14 protein-coding genes are annotated in these 19,018 nt (G+C 64.4%); 8 read left to right on the top strand and 6 right to left on the bottom strand.

Translation table 11 applies throughout. From position 1 onward, the window contains the following. Positions 1-59 precede the first annotated feature (59 nt). Complete coding sequence (locus QX128_RS26310) at positions 60-1,280, bottom strand: TIGR03032 family protein (RefSeq protein WP_315803577.1); 1,221 nt, start codon at positions 1,278-1,280, stop codon at positions 60-62. Positions 1,281-1,461: 181 nt separating this feature from the next. Between QX128_RS26310 and QX128_RS26305 the strand changes: the two genes are divergently transcribed. Beyond that, positions 1,462-4,785 (top strand): autotransporter domain-containing protein, encoded by a 3,324-nt coding sequence (locus QX128_RS26305; RefSeq protein ID WP_316238930.1) that lies wholly within the window; start codon positions 1,462-1,464, stop codon positions 4,783-4,785. A 258-nt stretch (positions 4,786-5,043) separates the two neighbouring features. Further along, on the top strand, positions 5,044-5,919 hold the full coding sequence (locus QX128_RS26300; protein WP_316238929.1) for a GNAT family N-acetyltransferase: 876 nt from the start codon (positions 5,044-5,046) through the stop codon (positions 5,917-5,919). Here QX128_RS26300 and QX128_RS26295 read toward each other — a convergent pair. The 5 genes from QX128_RS26295 to QX128_RS26275 form a co-directional block, all read right to left on the bottom strand. Then, entirely contained in the window at positions 5,916-6,275 is a 360-nt protein-coding gene (locus QX128_RS26295) for a VOC family protein (RefSeq protein ID WP_316238974.1), read from the bottom strand. The two genes, QX128_RS26300 and QX128_RS26295, sit on opposite strands and share 4 nt — an antisense overlap. An 81-nt stretch (positions 6,276-6,356) precedes the next feature. Further along, entirely contained in the window at positions 6,357-7,361 is a 1,005-nt protein-coding gene (locus QX128_RS26290; RefSeq protein WP_316238928.1) for an SDR family oxidoreductase, read from the bottom strand. Positions 7,362-7,568: 207 nt separating this feature from the next. Further along, entirely contained in the window at positions 7,569-7,997 is a 429-nt protein-coding gene (locus QX128_RS26285) for a GlcG/HbpS family heme-binding protein (protein ID WP_315803573.1), read from the bottom strand. A 126-nt stretch (positions 7,998-8,123) separates the two neighbouring features. Further along, complete coding sequence (locus tag QX128_RS26280; protein ID WP_316238927.1) at positions 8,124-11,078, bottom strand: FAD-binding and (Fe-S)-binding domain-containing protein; 2,955 nt, start codon at positions 11,076-11,078, stop codon at positions 8,124-8,126. Between the two features lie 113 nt (positions 11,079-11,191). Further along, positions 11,192-11,950, bottom strand: a complete 759-nt coding sequence (locus QX128_RS26275) for a GntR family transcriptional regulator (RefSeq protein ID WP_316180066.1) — start codon at positions 11,948-11,950, stop codon at positions 11,192-11,194. A gap of 128 nt (positions 11,951-12,078) precedes the next feature. Between QX128_RS26275 and QX128_RS26270 the strand changes: the two genes are divergently transcribed. From QX128_RS26270 to QX128_RS26245, 6 genes are all read left to right on the top strand, one after another. After that, entirely contained in the window at positions 12,079-13,284 is a 1,206-nt protein-coding gene (locus QX128_RS26270) for an alanine--glyoxylate aminotransferase family protein (protein ID WP_315803570.1), read from the top strand. A 208-nt stretch (positions 13,285-13,492) separates the two neighbouring features. Beyond that, positions 13,493-14,686, top strand: a complete 1,194-nt coding sequence (locus tag QX128_RS26265) for a pyridoxal-phosphate-dependent aminotransferase family protein (protein WP_316238926.1) — start codon at positions 13,493-13,495, stop codon at positions 14,684-14,686. Beyond that, positions 14,686-15,483: an enoyl-CoA hydratase/isomerase family protein gene (locus tag QX128_RS26260; RefSeq protein ID WP_316238925.1), complete on the top strand. Its 798-nt coding sequence runs from the start codon at positions 14,686-14,688 to the stop codon at positions 15,481-15,483. Before QX128_RS26265 ends, QX128_RS26260 begins: the two co-directional genes overlap by 1 nt. Before the next feature lie 133 nt (positions 15,484-15,616). Beyond that, on the top strand, positions 15,617-16,603 hold the full coding sequence (locus QX128_RS26255) for a Bug family tripartite tricarboxylate transporter substrate binding protein (protein ID WP_315803567.1): 987 nt from the start codon (positions 15,617-15,619) through the stop codon (positions 16,601-16,603). A 32-nt stretch (positions 16,604-16,635) separates the two neighbouring features. Further along, the gene (locus QX128_RS26250; protein ID WP_315803566.1) at positions 16,636-17,178 is read left to right on the top strand and encodes a tripartite tricarboxylate transporter TctB family protein; all 543 of its coding nucleotides are present in this window, start codon (positions 16,636-16,638) and stop codon (positions 17,176-17,178) included. 118 nt (positions 17,179-17,296) lie between these two features. Continuing rightward, positions 17,297-18,817 carry a tripartite tricarboxylate transporter permease gene (locus QX128_RS26245; RefSeq protein WP_316180076.1) on the top strand — a complete coding sequence of 507 codons (1,521 nt, stop codon included), beginning with the start codon at positions 17,297-17,299 and terminating at the stop codon, positions 18,815-18,817. The last annotated feature ends 201 nt before the right edge of the window (positions 18,818-19,018 follow it).

The following is a 19,018-nucleotide window of genomic DNA, read 5'->3' as shown; positions in this document are numbered from 1 at the left end:
TTTCTGGTCACCGTCACGTGCGTGCGGCCTGCCGTCTTTGAGGAGCACCTGTTCCTCGGCTAGCGTGCAACTCTACGCCCGCCACGGGGACCCACTCCCGGCGCTCGTTTCTGCACAGGCCAAGCGCTCTGAGCGGCATCAATCGGATCATGGGTGACGAGATCAAGGATCTCGTTGTTGGCGAAGCCGATCGCCATGGGGCGCACCACGTCTGCCACCACGCCCAGATCGTAGAATTCGGTTACCGCCCCGTCGATCCGAAACCAGTTTTCGCAGACACCGGTATCGAGATTGATCAATTGGATTCCGCACCACGGTTCGGAATCGGTTTCGGCTAACCGGCGATCCAGTGCGAGACCCTCGAACCGCTCATAGCGAGGTTTCGACAAGCCAACGAAGGCATAGTTGCCGAAAAACGCGAGCCCGCGCACGAAGCCGGGACAGAAGGCCAAAACCTGGAACGTCGCGCCGGCTGCTGAATGCGCGATCCACCCGATCTCCCCTGTGCCCGAGTTAAGCACCCACAATCTCCCGCGATAGAGTCGGGGGGAATGAGGCATCGAGAGACCGCCGATCACTATCTCGTTGGAGTGCACGTCGACGACGATGCCGCCATCGGAGCGACGGTCGCGCCAGCCATCGACGGTATCCGATTTGCTGATCGCGGTAACGTAGCGAGGGGTGCCGTCTTCGATGGCAAGTCCGTTCAGGTGACATCGGTCCTCCTTGACGATCTTCGAAATGAATGAAGGCTTCCACAGCGGCGTGAAGCTGTGCCGTTCCGATATTGAAGCAAGACAATTGTAAAGCGTGTTGACGAAGACGATGCGGCCATCGCTCAGCACCCCGACGTCGTGAACATCGAGCTCGCCGGTGGTGAATATCTGGCGCGGGACATAACAGGCATCGTGCAGATCGTTGATCCGCTGGCCGGGCGCAAGCACGTTCCTGAATTTCAGGATTTGGAACATCGTGGCGAGCAGAATCGTGTCTCTGTCCACGACGCAGAGTCCCATAGCCTTGTGAAAGAGGCGCTCGTGGACCAAGAGCCCGCCATCGACGTTCTGACCGAGGAAATAGAGTTTGCCGGATTGATAGGACGAACCCACGATGGCGATGCGCTGAGAACCAAGAAACTCGGGCAGTCCGGGGGACATGGAGTACCGAAGCGCCTCCCCGCCGGCTTGGCCGACCTGTTCCGCGGGAAGGCGCAGGCCAGTTTGATCGGCGGGCAAAATCTCGTTTGATTCGAATGTCGGCACATCGTCACGACAGCACATGGATGCTTCCCCAAACGGCGGTGGACCCGACAAGAGGCCGCGCCTCTTCAGCGCGGCCCAGGAGAGCGCCTCGAAAGACGGGATCGACCTACGACTTTGTGATCGAAGTGCGGCATCTCCTGGTTGTCGAGTGATTTTTGACATATAAAGGTTGAATTTCCCAGCCCAAGGAGGGGGGCGCTTGTCCGACAGGTCTCTATGCCGGCAGCTGGTGCTGTCGTCTTCGATGCTGGTGGGTGCTGTTTCCGGCTATAGCCGCCGGGCCTACTCTGCTTGCGCCAATGTGGGCGGTTCCAATTGGGAATGCTCGGGGGCCAGCACCGCCCAGACGATTTCGGGCGCCAACGCGCACGTGACTGCGCTATCGGGATTCCGCATTACCACTGTCTCCGCGAATGCCCTCACGATCACCGGCGCTGGCGACCTTTCATATACCGACACGAACTCCTCTCCGTTTACCGCGAGCGCCGGTAACGGACTCAATATGACGACGACAGCCGGCGTTCTGGGCAGCATCACAGTCAATACCAACGGTGATATCACCGCCCTCAACTACGGCATTCGGGGCCGCAACCAGGGCACCGGCGCGCTCAACATCACGACCAATGGCGATGTCGTCAGCACGGGCACAACCGCGGTATCGCGGGGAATCGTGGCGATCAATTTCGGCACTGATCTGACCGTGACAACCGGCGCGGGCTCCAACGTTAGTGGCGCACGCTACGGAATTCTGAGCCGCAACTACGGCACTGGATCGACGACCGTGACGGTCAATGGTGACGTCACAGCCGCCGGCACGACCGGCAGCGATTTCGCGCTTCTCGCGAGAGGGAACGCGGATGTCACGGTGACCACAACCGCCGGAACCGCCGTGAGCGGCCAGGAGAGCGGCATCTTTGCGCGGAGCGATGGTAATGGCGCGGTAAAGATTACCATCTCGGGCGACGTCACAGGAACCAATACGACGGGCATATATGCGAGAAGCGGAACGAGCGGATCGATTGCGATTGCGATCGGTGCCAGAAGCCAGGTGACCTCGAATGGTACGGGGGCGGATGGTTTCGCCATTGATACATCGAGCCTCGTCGTCAGCCCCACGACTCTCACTGTGGCCGGCACGCTCAACGGCGGTGCAGGCGGCGCGGCGCGATTTCATGGTTCGGCGAACCGGCTTGAGCTTCATCCAACCGCTGTGATCAACGGCAACGTCTTCGGCGGCGGCAGCGACACCCTTGCACTGGGCGGCACGGGTACAGCGAGCTTCAACGTCGCAACGGTCGGTGCAGGCCTGCAATACCAGGGCTTCGGGACGTTTCTCAAGGAGGGCAGCAGCCACTGGACGCTTACGGGCGCCACTCCGCTTATCTCCAGCTTTGCCGTGAGTGGCGGCCTGCTCGAGGTTGACGGAAGCATGCCAAACACCTCGGTCACGGTGAATAGCGGCGCACTGCAACTCGGGAATGGCGGCAGCGGCGGCTCGATCGGCGGCAACGTCAACGACAATGGCACCTTCGCGATCAATCGTTCCGACAGCTACACGTTCGGTGGCATCATTTCGGGCACCGGGACGTTCCAACAGCTTGGCTCCGGCTCGACCATCTTCTCTGGCGCGAACACTTATACCGGCGGCACCACCGTCAGCGCTGGGACGCTGCAACTCGGGAATGGCGGCACCAGCGGCTCGATCGTCGGCGACGTGATCAACAACGGAATCTTGGCCTTCAATCGTTCCGACAATTACACCTTCGGTGGAACGATCTCGGGCCCTGGTACCCTTGAGCAGAACGGCAGTGGCACGCTCGTCCTGAGCGGGGACAGCAGCTATACCGGTCCGACGTTCGTCAACGGCGGAATACTGGACGTCACGGGGAGGCTTGCATCGACCGTGTTCGTCAACTCCGGGACCCGGCTCACGGGCAATGGCACGATCGGGGGGCTCGGTGTCGCGAGCAGCGGAGTCGTTGCGCCAGGCAATTCGATCGGGACGCTTAATGTCTCCGGCGATCTATCCTTTGCCTCTGGCTCCGCCTACGAAGTCGAGACCAACGCGACCGGGGCCGCAGACCGGATCGCGGCGACCGGCACGGCAAGACTCAATGGCAATGTTGTTGTCCTGCCGCAAAGCGGTGCCTATGGCTTCCGTACGACCTACAATATTCTCAATGCCGCCGATGGCGTCATTGGTACCTTCTCTGGGGTGAGCAGCAACTCTGCGTTCCTGTTTCCCAGCCTGAGTTATGATGCCAACAACGTGTTCCTCTCGCTGACCCAGTCGACCTTCTTTCCGAGCGTCGCGCGGACGGCAAACCAGCTGGCCGTAGCCACCGCTCTCCAGGAAAGCTCGCCGGACAGCCGGCTTTTCGGCAGCGTTATCTTCCAGACGGCGGCCGGCGCGCAGCAGGCGTTCGACGCGCTATCGGGCGAACTTCATGCCAGCGCACGGACGTCCATTGTTGAAGACGGCCATTACGCCCGGGATGCCGTCCTCGGACGCTTGCGTCAAACTTCGTTTGAGGACCGTTTTGGGGCCTTTGCGGGTTTTGGCTCCGAAGGTCCGGCCGTTATCTACGGTGATGCCGATCGATCCCCGCCGAAGCACCTGGCCTATGTCGATACGGGCAGGCACATTTTCCGCGCTGGCAGCATTCCTTTGTCGGCCAACGCATCCACATCGCGGAATATTGCCTGGTGGGCTCAGGGAGTGGGGGCTTGGGGCACGGTTCATGGTGACGGGAGTGCTGCTGGTATGAGCAGACGCCTGAGCGGCTTCTTCAGCGGAGTAGACGGGCGGCTGGGAGACAACTGGCGGGCAGGCGTTGCACTCGGCTACACCAATTCGAGGATGAGCATCGATGCCCGTGGGAGCTCGGCCGATATCGAGAGCGCATTTTTCGGCGTCTATACAGGGTTGGGCGTGGGTGCCTGGAACGTCCGCTCGGGGGCACTTCTGAGTTTCAGCACGATTGGGAGCGCTCGCTCGATCAGCTATCCCGGTTTTCTCGAACGGGCGACCGGGCGCTATGGCGCGTTCAGCTCACAATTATTTGGTGAGATTGGGTATGATCTAAACCTCGCGAATGCTGTTGTCGAGCCATTCACAGGTTGGTCCTGGATCCATCTCCATACCAATGGCTTCGATGAGGCCGGTGACGTTGCCGCACTTTCCGTCGCATCGCGCGAGGAGGACGTGGGTTATACCGCGATCGGGTCGCGCGCGTCGGCGGTGATTGGATTGTCGGGCGGAATGGCGCTCAAACCTTCAGCATCGCTCGCTTGGCAACACGGGTTCGGCCAGCTTAAGCCGGAAGACTACCTGCTTTTCAGAAGCACGGGCGCTCGATTCGACATCGCCGGGGTGCCGCTCGCCCGCGATGCCGCCCTGGTGCAAACCGCGCTTGATCTGCGCACAGGCGCCAATACTGTCATAGGATTGTCCTATCGCGGCAATCTTTCGACCAGCACCCAGGATCATTCGGTCGAGGGGCACATCAAAATTCAATTCTAGCTCTATCCGGCAAAAAGATATTCGGAGCGATGCACGAGGCGATTCGGCATCTTATCGAGACGTGCCTACGATTTGCCCGCGACTGCGCAGCACACTTTCGAGCGTTGCCTGGTTTTGTCCTTGCCGCAGATGAACAATGAGCTTGGATGATCTTCGTTTGCGACTGAAACCTTACAGCAGAATTGGCTACGCAGGTTGCTCCGAGCTTCGCACGGCGTCATGATTGATAGATGCTGCGGCATTCGGATCGAGGAGAACATGACGCCATCGGCCGGACATCCCAACGCTGACGGCCTGCGCATCCGGCCGATGCGCCCGGACGAGATTTCGCTCGCCATCGATTGGGCGGCGGCCGAGGGCTGGAATCCCGGCCGGTCGGATGCGGCCTGTTTCGCCGTGGTCGATCCCGGCGGCTTTCTGATTGCCGAGCGTGAGGGCGTGCCGGTCGCAACCGTGTCCTGCGTGAACTACGACGACCGCTTCGCCTTTCTCGGCTTCTACATCGTCCGTTCCGAGTTGCGCGGGCACGGCTACGGCTTGCGGCTCTGGCAGGCGGCGATGGCCCATGCGGGTTCGCGGGTCGTCGGGCTCGACGGCGTGGTCGCGCAGCAGGACAACTACCGGAAATCCGGCTTCAGCTATGCGTATGCCAATATCCGCTACGGCGGGCGACCCGTAGCCCTGCCGCAGTCGGTGGAGCGATCAGGTGTCGTCACTCTGGGCGATGTGTCGTTCGCCGAGATCGAAGCGTCAGACGCGACCGTGTTTCCTGCCCCGCGCCGTGCATTCCTGCGGGCCTGGATCGACACGCCCGGTCATGTCGGCCGGGCGCTGATCCGCGACGATACGCTAGCCGCCTGGGGTGTGATCCGTCCGTGCCGCATCGGCTACAAGATCGGTCCGCTGGTTGCCGAGAGGCGCGACGATGCCGAGGCCGTGGTCGCGGCTCTGTTGAGCACAGTCGGCGAGGCCGAGGTATTCCTCGACGTGCCGGCGATCAATTCCGCGGCGGTGGCGCTCGCCGAGAGCCTCGGCCTCAAGCCGGTGTTCGAGACCGCGCGGATGTACACCGGGCCGATCCCGCCGCTACGGATCGAGCGGGTGTTCGGCGTGACCACCTTCGAGCTCGGTTAGCCCAGCGGCCGCGCGAAGCTCAATTCATGACCATCGGGATCGGTGAGGTGGAAATAGCGCTCACCCCACTCGGCGTCGCGCGGTTCGGTCGAGGGCGTGAAGCCGGCGCCGAGCGCTTTCGCGTAGATGGCGTCGACATCGGCGACATGGAAGATGATGCGGCCCCACCAACTCCATTGCTTGTCCTGGGGCATCGCGATCAGGTTGAGATAACCGGACCCAACGCGGAAGCTCGTGAATGGGGTGTCCGCTCCGCCATGGGCGATCTCGTCAAAGCCGAGCGCGCGATAGAAAGTGACGGCGCGCGCCATCTCGTGGGTGGCGATAGTGATCGCGCTGATGCTCTCGATGGTCATGGAGGCGCCCCGAGCCCGAGTGGAAGCCGCGTTGCAAGAGAAGCGCATCTTGCCGGTGTCGCGCAAGGGCAGCGTCGCGGCTCACCGCCAGCGCCGTCGGCTCATGGTCGCGCCCAACGCAAAAAAGACCGCAGCGCCGAGCGCGACCGTCAACGCGCGCGCGACATCGCCGGGCACCAGCATGGCCTGCTGTGCCGCGCCGCGGCTGAACGAGCCGCGGGTACGATGCAGGCGGGTCACCGGGTGGTCGAGATTGTCGTTGCGGTCGGGCACCAACGGCACGTCGGTCTGCTGCCCGGCAATCGCCTTGGCGGCGAGGTAGCGGTCGAGCAAAGCGGGCGCCACGGCATTGCCGAGGATGGTGAGCAGCGTTGGCCAGCCGATCCAATATTCGCGGAAGCCGCCGTCGGCAACGCGATAGACGGCGTCCGCGATCACCTCGGGCTCCACCGGCCGGCCCATCGGGCGTGGCGTATGCGCAAGGTGCGCGCGGGCCCAGTCGAATTGCGGTGTGTTCACCGCGGGCAGATCGACGCTGCTGAGCGTGATGCCTGAGCGCTCGTGCATCAGCTCGGCACGCAGCGAGTCGGTGAAGCCCCGGATCGCGTGTTTGGCGCCGCAATAGGCCGCCTGCAACGGAATGCCGCGATAGGCGAGCGCCGACCCGATCTGGATGATGCGGCCCTCGTCGCGCCGGCGCATCGAGCGCAGCGCCGCCATCGTGCCGTGCACGAAGCCGAGATAGGTGACGTCGGTGACGCGGCGGAATTCCTCCGGCGTGATGTCGGCCACGGTCGAGAACACCGTCTCCATGGCGTCATTGATCCAGATGTCGACCGGACCCAGGCGCTGCTCGAGCCGCTCGGCCGCGTCGAACAGGGCCTGCGCATCGGCGACATCGACGGCCTCGTATTCGGCATGGGCAAACCGCGCCTGCAGCTCGCGCTGGACGTCGCGCAGCGCTTCCTCGTCGCGCGCGATCAGGCCGATGCGATCGCCGGCCTCGCCGAAACGCTTCGCGATGGCACGGCCGACGCCTGCGGAGGCGCCAGTGATGATGATGGTGCGAGTTCGTCTGCGAGGCATGTCCGGTTTCTCCACGCGCCCCTTGGTACAAACGTGCGGCGGCCGGCAATGTTTCGGGCCGGTCAAGCCGGCCGAATGAATTCTCCGTCAGCTTTTGACGGCGCCGGGGAGTTCGACGCGCGATCCACCGAGCTCCGAGAGGGCACGCCAGTCCCCTCGAGATCGTTGGAACGGTAGAATTCGCAGAGCTTTGCTGTGCGACCGAGCTCAGCCCGCATTGGCCTTGAGGCCGGCGGCTTCGATGCCGGCGACCGCGCAGATCTCGTCATTGTCGGAGGTATCGCCGGAGACGCCGACGGCGCCGACGAGCGTGGTGCCGTCCATGATCAGCACGCCGCCGGGCACCGGGACCATGCGCCCCTGGGCCAGCGTGTTCACGGCGTCGATGAAATAGGCCTGCTCCTGCGCGCGCTGGAACAGGGCGCGGGAGCCGAGGCCGAGCGCGAGCGCCCCATAAGCCTTGCCGTGCGCGACCTCGGCCCGCATCAGGCTGGTGCCGTCCTGCGCGGCGGCCGCTTTCAGGCAGCCGCGGGCGTCGAGCACCATCACGGCGAGCGGCTTGAGCTTCTTTTCAAGGCCTTTGGCGAGGGTGGCATCGAGGATCTTGCGGGCGGTGTCGAGAGAGAGGTCGGCCATGTCTGTGAGTCCCTGTGTCATTAACTCAAACGAAGCTGCGTAGGGTGGGCAAAGCGTAGCGTGCCCACCATCTTGCGAAGCGGAAGGTCCGCGGTGGGCACGCTTCGCTTTTGCCCACCCTACGGACTACGTAGATGCTCGCCCTCGCTCCAGGCTCATCGCCAGGAGCTGCGCGGCGTGAACGGCGCCACGATTGGCGCCGTCCTGGATCTGGTGGCGGCAGGAGGTGCCGTCGGCGACGATGAACGTTGCAGCGTCGGCCTTGCGCACGGCTGGTAGCAGCGACGCTTCCGCCATTTGCAGCGAGACCTCGTAGGTCTCCGCGCCATAACCGAAGGCGCCGGCCATGCCGCAGCAGGAGGATTCGATGGTCTCGACCTCGAGCTCCGGAATCAGCCGCAGCACCTGCTCGACAGGCTTGAAGGCGGCGAAGGATTTCTGATGGCAATGGCCGTGCAGCAGCGCCTTGCCGGGCAGGGGGGCGAGCGGCAGCGCGAGCCGGCCGCTCTCGGCCTCGCGCGCCAGAAACTCCTCCAGCAGCAGCGCATGTGCGCTGATCGTTTTCGCGGTCGCGTCGTTGCGCAGCGACAGCAGCTCGTCGCGGAGCGTCAGCAGGCAGCTCGGTTCCAGGCCGATGATCGGCACGCCGCGCGATGCGAACGGCGCGTAGGTTTCGACCAGGCGCTGCAGCTCGGACTTGGCTTCGCCGACGAGGCCGGCGGAGAGAAAAGTGCGGCCGCAGCACAGCGGGCGGCCACCATCCGTCGGCTTCGGCACATGCACGCGATAGCCGCCGGCGATCAGCACGCGCAGCGCGGCGTCGAGGTTTTCGCGCTCGTAGACGCGGTTGAAGGTGTCGCCGAACAGCACGACCTCGCGGCCATCAGCCGGACCGAACGCGTCGGCGTCGACACGGAAGGTGTCGCTGCGGAAGGCCGGCAGCTTGCGCCTGGCGCTGATGCCCGCGACGCGCTCCATCAGTGCGCGCAGGGGCGCGACGTGATTGCGCAGGTTCACGAGCGGCGCGAAGCGGGCAGCCATATCGGCATAGCGCGGCAGATAGGCGACGAGCCGGTCGCGCAAGGTGAGGCCATGCGTGGTCGCGCGGGCCGCCAGCACCTCGATCTTCATCTTGGCCATGTCGACGCCGGTCGGGCACTCGCGGCGGCAGGCCTTGCAGGACACGCAGAGCTTCAGCGTCTCCATCATCTCGTCGGACGACAGCGCGCCGGGACCGAGCTGGCCGGAAATCGCGAGTCGCAAGGTGTTGGCGCGGCCGCGCGTGACATCCTTCTCGTCGCGGGTGGCGCGGTAGGACGGGCACATCACGCCGCCGTCGAGCTTGCGGCAGGCGCCGTTGTTGTTGCACATCTCGACCGCGCCCTGGAAACCGCCGGCGGCGCCGGGATAGGCCGACCAGTCGAGTACTGTCTTGATGTCGTCGACGCGGTAGTCCGGCGGATAGCGGAACAGCGAGCGGTCGTCCATCCTGGGCGGATCGACGATGCGGCCGGGATTGAGCACGTTCGCCGGGTCGAAGCGCCGCTTCACTTCCTTGAAGTCGGCGACGATGCGGCTGCCGAACATCTGCTCATGGAATTCCGAGCGCACGATGCCGTCGCCATGCTCGCCGGAATGCGAGCCCTTGTACTCGCGCACCATCGCGAAGGCTTCCTCGGCGATCGCGCGCATCGCCTTCACGTCCTTCTCCAGCTTCAGGTTCAGCACCGGACGGACATGCAGGCAGCCTTCGGAGGCATGCGCATACATCGTGCCGCGCGTGCCGTGCTTGGCGAAGACCTCGTTGAGGCGCGCGGTGTAGTCGGCGAGATGCGGCAGCGGCACCGCGCAGTCCTCGACGAACGACACCGGCTTGCCAGCCTCCTTCATCGACATCATCACGTTGAGGCCGGCGGCGCGGAAGTCGGCGACGGCGGTCTGCAGCGCGGGCTCGGTGATCTCGACCACGCCACCCCATTTGCTTATCTCGTTGCTCCAGGAGAAGCCGAGGTCGCCCATCAGCTCGGAGAGCTGTTTGAGCTTGGCGAGATTCTCGTCCTTGGTCTCCTCGGCGAACTCCACCACCAGGATCGCGTCGGGATCGCCCCGCACGGCCGCCGCGATCACCGGCTGGAACATCGCGATGTCGCGGCCCAGCCCGATCATGGTGCGGTCGACCAGCTCGACGGCGATCGGCTTCAACTTCACCAGATGCTGGGCCGCATCCATCGCCTGATAGAAGCTCCCGAAATGGCAGACTCCGAGCACTTTGGTGCGGATCAGCGGCCACAGCTTGAGCTCGATCCGGGTGGAGAACGCGAGCGTGCCTTCCGAGCCGACCAGCAGGTGGGCCATGTTGTTGGCGGCGTTGCGCGGCGTCAGCGCGTCGAGATTGTAGCCGCCGACGCGGCGCTGCACCTTGGGAAACTTGTCGGCGATCTCGGCCGCCTCGCGCTCTCCCAGCGCCAGCATGTCGCGGAACAGCGCGCGGGCGCCGTCGGGCGCGCTGACGTCACCAAGGTCGCGCGGCACCTCGCCGAAACGCGCCAGCGTGCCGTCGGCCAGCGCGGCGTCGATCGCGATGGTGTTGTCGCGCATGGTGCCGTAGCGCAGCGAGCGGCCGCCGCAGGAATTGTTGCCGGCCATGCCGCCGATCGTGGCGCGCGACGCCGTGGAGACGTCGACCGGAAACCACAGGCCGTGCTTCCTGAGCTGGCGGTTGAGATCGTCGAGCACGATGCCCGGCTCGACCACGCAGGTCCGGGCCTCGACATCGAGCGAGACGATGCGGTTCAGGTGCTTGGAAAAATCGACGACGATCCCCTCGTTGACGGTCTGGCCGCATTGCGAGGTGCCGCCGCCGCGGGGCGTGACGATGCGGCCGTCGTCGCGGGCGATGGCGAGCGCAAGCAGCGCCTCGTCCATCGTGCGCGGCACGACCACGCCCGCCGGGATGACCTGGTAGAACGAGGCGTCGGTGGCGTAGCGGCCGCGGTTGAAGCGGTCGAAGAAGACGTTGCCCGTGATCTCGGCGCGGAGCTTCTGTTCGAGCCTGGACGGACCGGCTTTGGCGTTCGGCATGGTGATCCCTGGTCGGGCCCGGCTGTCGTCCGGCGGGCGCTGTTCCGCCCGGTGTCATTCATTTCCGCAAATGCGTCAATCTGATTGCATGCAAATTTGCGCAATCCCGGGCGTTATTCGACCTTGTCCGGCTTGGCTCCCGCCAGCGGCGGCTGGCCCTCTGCGAAGTAGGCGATCGCAGCCGCGCCCTTGTTGCGCAGATGCTGGAACAGGATGTCCGACAGCTCGCTTCCGGCGCGGCGGCGCAGCGCATCGAGGATCAGCTCATGCTCGCGCATGGCCTCGCTCCAGCGCTCGCGCTTGCGGGCGAAATTGGCGGAGAAGCGCACCCGGCGGATGCGGCCCGCCAAGCTCTCATAGGTCGCATGAAGGGTGGCATTGGCGGCGGCGTCGACGATCGCGCGGTGGATCAACTGGTTCATGCGGAAATAGCCCTGCATGTCCTGCCGCATGTAGAACCCGTACATATCGTGATGAAATTGCTCGATTTCCGCGATCGCTTCATCCGAAATCTTCTCGCAGGCGAGGCGCCCGGCGAGGCCTTCCAGGCCTCCCATCAGGTCGAACAATTCATGGATGTCGGCGGCGCTGAGAGGGCGCACCCGGGCGCCGCGATTGGGCAGTAGCTCGACCAGCCCTTCGGCTGCGAGCACCTTCAGCGCTTCGCGCAAGGGCGTGCGGGATACCCCCAGCATTTCGCAAAGCTGGCGCTCGGACAGGCGTCCACCGTCGGCGACGTGGCCCTCGACGATGTAGTCGCGCAGCCGTGCCAGGATCTCGTCATGCAGCGAGGTCTCGTCCCGCGCGGGCACGGATCGACCGCTTGGCCCAGCCAAGGGTGGCGTCTCGATATCGGGAATCGTGGAATTCATCTTACCCATTGTAGCGGTAGTTACAGATGTGGTCGACCTCATCCGTGAATGCGTTTAAGCTCTTGCACGTCAAGAAATTGAATGCAATCATGGGTGCCAGAATGCCGTCGTCTCCCTGGAGTTCTGCCGTGACCCGTCCCCAAGGCCGTCATTTCCTGCATATTCCGGGCCCAAGTCCGGTGCCCGAGCGGGTGCTGCGGGCCATGGACATGCCGGTGATCGATCACCGCAGCGCCGAGTTCGCCGAGCTGGGGAGGGCCGTGCTCAGCGGCTCGCAAACAATCTTCAAGACCACCAGCCCGGTGATCATCTACCCCTCCTCGGGCACCGGTGCCTGGGAGGCTGCCATCGTCAACACGTTGTCGCCGGGCGACAGGGTGCTGATGGTCGAGACCGGCCACTTCGCCACGCTGTGGCGGCAGATGGCGGCGCGGTGGGGCATCGAGGTCGACTTCATTCCTGGCGACTGGCGCCGTGGCGTCGATCCCTCTGTCATCGAGGAGAAGCTGGTCGCCGATGCCGGCCATCGGCTCAAGGCGGTGATGGTCGTGCACAACGAGACCTCGACCGGCGCGACCAGCCGGGTCGGCGAGGTGCGTGCCGCCATGGACCGCGCCAAACATCCGGCGCTGCTGATGGTCGACACCATCTCTGGTCTCGCCTCGGCCGACTTCCGCTTCGACGAGTGGAAGGTCGATGTCGCCGTATCCTGCTCGCAGAAGGGTTTCATGCTGCCGCCGGGGCTCGGCTTCAACGCCATCTCGGACAAGGCGCGCCTCGTTGCCAAGGGCAACAAGATGCCGCGCTCGTTCTGGGACTGGGAGGACATGCTGAAGCTGAACGCGAATGGCTTCTTCCCCTATACCCCGGCGACGAACCTGCTCTATGGCCTGCGCGAAGCGATTGCCGTGCTGCTCGAGGAGGGGCTCGATCAGGTGTTCGCGCGCCACCAGCGCCTTGCGGCCGCGACCCGCGCCGCGGTCGAGCATTGGGGCCTCGAGGTGCTGTGCCAGGAGCCAAAGGATTTTTCGCCGGTGCTGACCGCCGTGCTCATGCCGCCGGGCCATGACGCCGATCAGTTCCGCCAGGTCGTGCTCGATAAGTACAACATGTCGCTCGGCTCGGGCCTGTCCAAGGTCGCGGGCAAGGTGTTCCGCATCGGCCATCTCGGCGAGTGCAACGCGCTGACCTTGATGGCTGCGCTGAGCGGTGTCGAGATGGGGCTGCGCGCGGCCGGCGTGCCGCATCGCGCCGGCGGTGTCGATGCCGCGATGGCCCTGCTCGACGAGCCATCGCAGGGCAATGCGCCGAGTCATCTTGCGGCGGTGACATGAGGCCAAATCGCGTGCCGCAAGCCGGGGTGCCCCGCTATGCCGCACTGCACAGAAGAAGGGGATTTGTGTGCATCTGAGGGATGTCAGCCCGGAGCGATCGGTGCTTGCGTCTTCTTTATTGACGCCAGCGGTCTGGCGGGAGAAAAGCGCGGCGAGCGCGTGGCATGCCACGTCCGCGCACCAACCAAATGACCGGGGATGGACGCCAATGACTGTGCACACGGGACGGCATTTTCTTCAGATTCCGGGGCCGACCAACGTACCCGACCGCGTGCTGCGCGCGATGGACATGCCGACCTTGGACCATCGCGGTCCTGAGTTCGCCGAGCTCGGCTTCGCGGTGCTGGCGGCCAGCCAGCGCATCTTCCGCACCAAGCAGCCGGTGATCATCTATCCGTCGTCGGGAACCGGCGCGTGGGAAGCCGCGATCGTCAACACGCTCGCGCCCGGCGACAAGGTGCTGATGGTTGAGACCGGCCAGTTCGCTGTGCTGTGGCGGGGCATCGCCGACAAGTTCAAGCTCGACGTCGACTTCATCCCCGGCGACTGGCGTCATGGCGCCGACATCGCGGCGATCGAGCAGCGTCTGGTCGACGACAAGGCGCACAAGATCAAGGCCGTTTGCGTCGTGCACAATGAGACCTCGACCGGCTGCCTGACGCCGCCGCTCGAGGTGCGCAAGGCCCTCGACCGGTCCGGCCACCCGGCGTTGCTGATGGTCGACACCATCTCCGGCCTCGGCTCGATGGAGTATGAGCACGACGCGTGGGGCATCGACGTCTCCGTCGCGGGCTCGCAGAAGGGCCTGATGCTGCCGCCGGGCCTCGGCTTCAACGCCGTCTCGGAGAAGGCGCTCGCCGCCGCCAAGGCCAATCCCGGCATGCGCTCCTACTGGGACTGGCAGGAGATCATCACCTTCAACAAGCTCGGCACCTTCCCGTACACGCCGGCGTGCAATCTGTTGATGGGCCTCAACGAGGCGCTGAAGATGCTGGAGGAGGAGGGCCACGAGAACGTGTTCGCGCGCCACCGCCGCCACAGCCTCGCGACGCGGGCTGCCGTGAAGGCCTGGGGCCTCGACACGCAGTGCCAGGACCCGCAGGCGCATTCGCCGGCGCTGACCGGCGTGGTGATGCCCGAAGGCCATGATGCCGATCAGTTCCGCAAGACGGTGCTGGAAAACTTCGACATGTCGCTCGGCACCGGCCTGAACAAGATCAAGGGCAAGGTGTTTCGCATCGGCCATATCGGTCACTTCAACGACCTGATGCTGATGGGCACGCTTTCCGGCGTCGAGATGGGCCTTGCGCTCGCCAACGTCCCGCATCGCGCCGGCGGCGTGCTCGCGGCGATGGATGTCCTGAAGGCGCGCGAAGCTGCGCCGATTCCGAAGGTGGCCTGATGACCGCACCTGTGACCGGCTCCGACGATCTCATCTATGCCGTCGACGACGGCATCGCCAAGATCACCTTCAGCCGGCCGCAGGCGCGCAACGCGATGACGTTCGCGATGTACGACCAGATGGCCTCGATCTGCGAGGCCATCAATGGCGATCGGTCGATCAAGGCGCTGATCCTGACCGGGGCCGGCGACAAGGCCTTCGCTTCCGGCACCGACATCTCACAGTTCCGCGCCTTCAAGACCGCGCAGGATGCGCTCGACTATGAGGCGCGGATCGACCGCGTGCTCGGCACGCTGGAACTGTGCCGTGTGCCGGTGATTGCGGCGATCGCGGGCGCCTGCACCGGCGGCGGCGCCGGCATCGCCGCCTGCTGCGACATCCGTATCGGCACCGAGACCACGCGCATCGGTTTTCCGATCGCGCGTACGCTCGGCAACTGCCTGTCGATGTCGAACATTTCGCGCGTGGTCTCGCTGATTGGGCCTGCGCGCACCAAGGATCTCATCTTCAAGGCGCGGCTGGTCGAGGCGCCCGAGGCGCTGGCGCTCGGTCTGCTCAACGAGATCGTGCCTGACGTCGAGACGCTGCAGACGCGCGCGCTGGAGACCGCGAAGCTCATCGCCTCGCACGCGCCGATCACCCTCGAGGTGACCAAGGAGGCGGTGCGCCGCATCCGCCGGACCCTGTCGCGGGACGAGGGCGAGGATTTGATCCTGCGCGCCTATATGAGTGAGGATTTCCGCGAGGGCATGGAGGCGTTCCTCAACAAGCGGACGCCGAACTGGAAAGGCAAGTAGTCCGATGCCGTGCTTGCGACCTTATGCCGAGGAACATGAGGCCGCATCGTGCTTGTGTTCTTGAACTGACCACAATAAGCCAGCAGTATCCTGGTAGGATGCAAGCTGGCGTTTCGAACGGGGAAGAAAACACGTGCGCAAACTGATCAAGATCGCGGCCGCGACGGCGGCCATTTTCACAAGCGCTCCGGCCTTTGCCGGCTGGGAGCCGACCAAGCCGGTCGAGATCGTCGTCGCCGCGGGCGCCGGCGGTGCATCCGACCAGATGGCGCGGATGATGCAGGCTGCCATTCAGAAGAACAATCTTCTGAAGCAGCCGGTTGTCGTGTCGCTGAAGGGCGGCGCGTCGGGCGCCGAAGCCCTGATGTACATGAAGTCCAGCGACGGCGATCCGAACAAGATCCTGATCGCCTATTCGCTGATCTACATGCTGCCGCTGTCGGCCAAGCTGCCGTTCGACTGGCACGAGCTGTCGCCGGTTGCGGTGATCGCACTCGACCAGTTCGTGCTGTGGGACAACGTCAACGGCCCAAAGACGGTGAAGGAGTTCATCGATGCCGCCAAGACGTCGGCCTCGCCGTTCAAGATGGGCGGTACCGGCTCCAAGCGAGAGGACCACGTGCTGACCGTCTTCATGGAGAAGAAGACCGGCGCCAAGTTCTCCTATCTGCCTTACAAGTCGGGGGGCGAGGCCGCGACCCAGCTGGTCGGCGGTCACACCGAATCCAACGTCAACAATCCGTCGGAAAATCTCGAAGTCTGGCGCGCCGGCCAGGTGCGTCCGCTGTGCGTATTCGACAAGGAGCGCATCTCCTACACGACGAAGGTCACCGAAACGCAGTCCTGGAACGACATTCCGACCTGCAAGGAGCAGGGGCTCGACGTGCAGTACCTTATGCTGCGCGGCATGTTCCTGCCGGGCAAGGTGACGCAGGAACAGCAGGAGTTCTACATCGACCTGTTCAGCAAGCTGGTGCAGACATCGGAGTACAAGGACTACATGGAGAAGCAGGCGCTGAAGCCGATCTTCCTCACTGGCAAGGACATGCTGCAGTTCCTCGAAGAGGATGGCTCGCTCAACAAGCAGCTGATGACGGAAGCGGGCTTCGTCGCCAAGTAAGGCTGGACGGGGCGAGGGGATGAGGAGGATCGATGTCCAACGCTGAGCTCGAGATTGCCGTCGACGATCCGACCGCGCCGGAGGAGAATTCTCCGGCCGTCACCTCTACCGGGACCGTCGACGTCGCGGTGTCGCTGCTGCTGCTCGCGCTCGCGGTCGTGCTCGCCTGGGACAATTGGCGGACCGGTGCGTCCTGGGACTCGACCGGTCCGGAGCCCGGCTACTTTCCGTTCTATCTGTCGGTGATCCTCGGCGGCGCCAGCCTTTACGGGATCGGCGCCGCCTTCCTGTCGAGCAAGGAAGCAGTCGAGACCTTCGTGACGCGCGCGCAACTGCGCCGCGTGATGGCCGTGTTCGTGCCGACCTTGTTGTTCTGCATCGCGATGCAGTTCCTCGGCATCTATGTCGCGAGCTTCCTGCTCATCGCCGGGTTCATGCGCCTCGTCGGCAAGATCGCGATCTGGAAATCGCTGCTCACGGCGTTCCTGTTCAGCGCCGTGATGTTCGTGACGTTCGATGTCGTGTTCGACGTGATCATGCCGAAGGGCCCGCTCGAAGCGGCGTTCGGGTACTGATACCGGTCTCTCCCCGTCATTGCGAGGAGCGAAGCGACGAAGCAATCCAGGGCTGCGCATTCGACTCTGGATTGCTTCGCTGCGCTCGCAATGACGGCAAAATAGCTGGAATGGAATCATGGAAGCCTTGGGTCTGCTGCTGCACGGGTTCGCGGTCCTCCTGACCTGGAAGACGCTGCTCTTGATGATGGTCGGGCTGGTGCTCGGCGTCTTCGTCGGCGTGCTGCCCGGGCTGGGCGGCCCCAACGGCGTCGCCATCCTGCTGCCGCTGACCTTCTCGATGGACCCGACCTCGGCCATCGTGATGCTGTCCTGCATCTACTGGGGCGCGCTGTTCGGCGGCGCCATCACCTCGATCCTGTTCAACATTCCCGGCGAGGCGTGGTCGGTGGCGACCACTTTCGACGGCTATCCCATGGCGCAGCAGGGCAAAGCAGCGGAAGCGCTGACCGCCGCCTTCACCTCGTCGTTCATCGGCTCGCTGGTCGCAGTGATGCTGATCACCTTCCTGGCGCCCTGGATCTCGTCGTTTGCGCTGAAGTTCGGTCCGCCTGAATTCTTCGCCGTATATCTCCTGACCTTTTGCTCGTTCGTGGGCCTGGGACGCGAGGACAAGCACAAGACGGTCATTGCGATGGCGCTCGGTCTGCTGCTTGCCGGCGTCGGCATGGACACCGTGTCCGGTCAGTTGCGGATGACCTTTGGCTCGACCGATCTGTTGCGCGGCATCAACTTCCTGGTCGCGGTCATCGGCCTGTTCGGCATCAGCGAGATCCTGCTGACGATGGAGGAACGCCTGGCGCTGCGCGGTCACGCCGCCGCGATCTCCTTGCGCACGGTGCTCGCCGTCTGGAAGGATCTGCCGAAATACTGGATGACGCTGCTGCGTTCCTCAGTGATCGGCTGCTGGCTCGGCATCACGCCGGGCGGCGCGATTGCGGCCTCCTTCATGGGCTACAACCTCGCCAAGCGCTTCTCCAAGAACCAGGATAGTTTCGGCAAGGGCCGTATCGAGGGCGTGTTCGCACCCGAGACCGCAGCGCATGCCTCGGGCACCGCGGCGCTGTTGCCGATGCTGGCGCTCGGCATTCCCGGCTCGGGTACCGCGGCGATCCTGCTCGGTGGCCTGATGGTGTGGGGCCTCAATCCCGGCCCGCTGCTGTTCGTGGAGCACAAGGACTTCGTCTGGGGCCTGATCGCCTCGATGTATCTCGGCAATGTCGTCGGCCTCGTGCTGGTGCTCTCGACCGTGCCGATCTTCGCCTCGATCCTGCGCGTGCCGTTCGCGGCGGTGGCGCCGATGATCGTGGTGTCCTGCGCGATCGGCGCCTACGCCATCCAGAACGCGATGTTCGACGTGTGGCTGATGCTCGGCTTCGGCGTCGTCGGCTATGTCTTCAAGAAGATCAAGATCCCGCTGGCGCCGTTCACCTTGGCGCTGGTGCTCGGTAGCCGTGCCGAGGATGCATTCCGGCAGTCGATGATCATCTCCGGCGGCAACATGAAGGTGTTCTGGGCCAACGGTCTCGTCGGCACCATCACGACGCTGGCGATCCTGCTGCTGTTCTGGCCGCTGATCGATCGGCTGGTGGCGAGCTTCGGCAAGTCCAGCGCGCCTGCGGCGAAGGCCGAGGCGTAGGGCAAGCTGGCCGCGACGTATTGGGCCTCATAATTCGAGACGCGCCGCGCTCGACCGTTGCCATTTTCGTTGGTCTGGGCGCGGCGCTCCTCACCATGACGGGCTAGGGACCGAGCGGCCGCCTTACACGAGGCCATGAACACGCCGACCGCGTATTCATGGAGAGGATCTTGATCGCGCCGCGGATTCAGACCTCGTCCT

It is taken from the genome of Bradyrhizobium sp. SZCCHNR1015, from assembly GCF_032489875.1.
In the GTDB taxonomy this organism is placed as follows: Bacteria; Pseudomonadota; Alphaproteobacteria; order Rhizobiales; family Xanthobacteraceae; genus Bradyrhizobium.
Note: the sequence above shows the minus strand (reverse complement) of the source record. Positions and strands in the feature narration are given on the sequence as shown.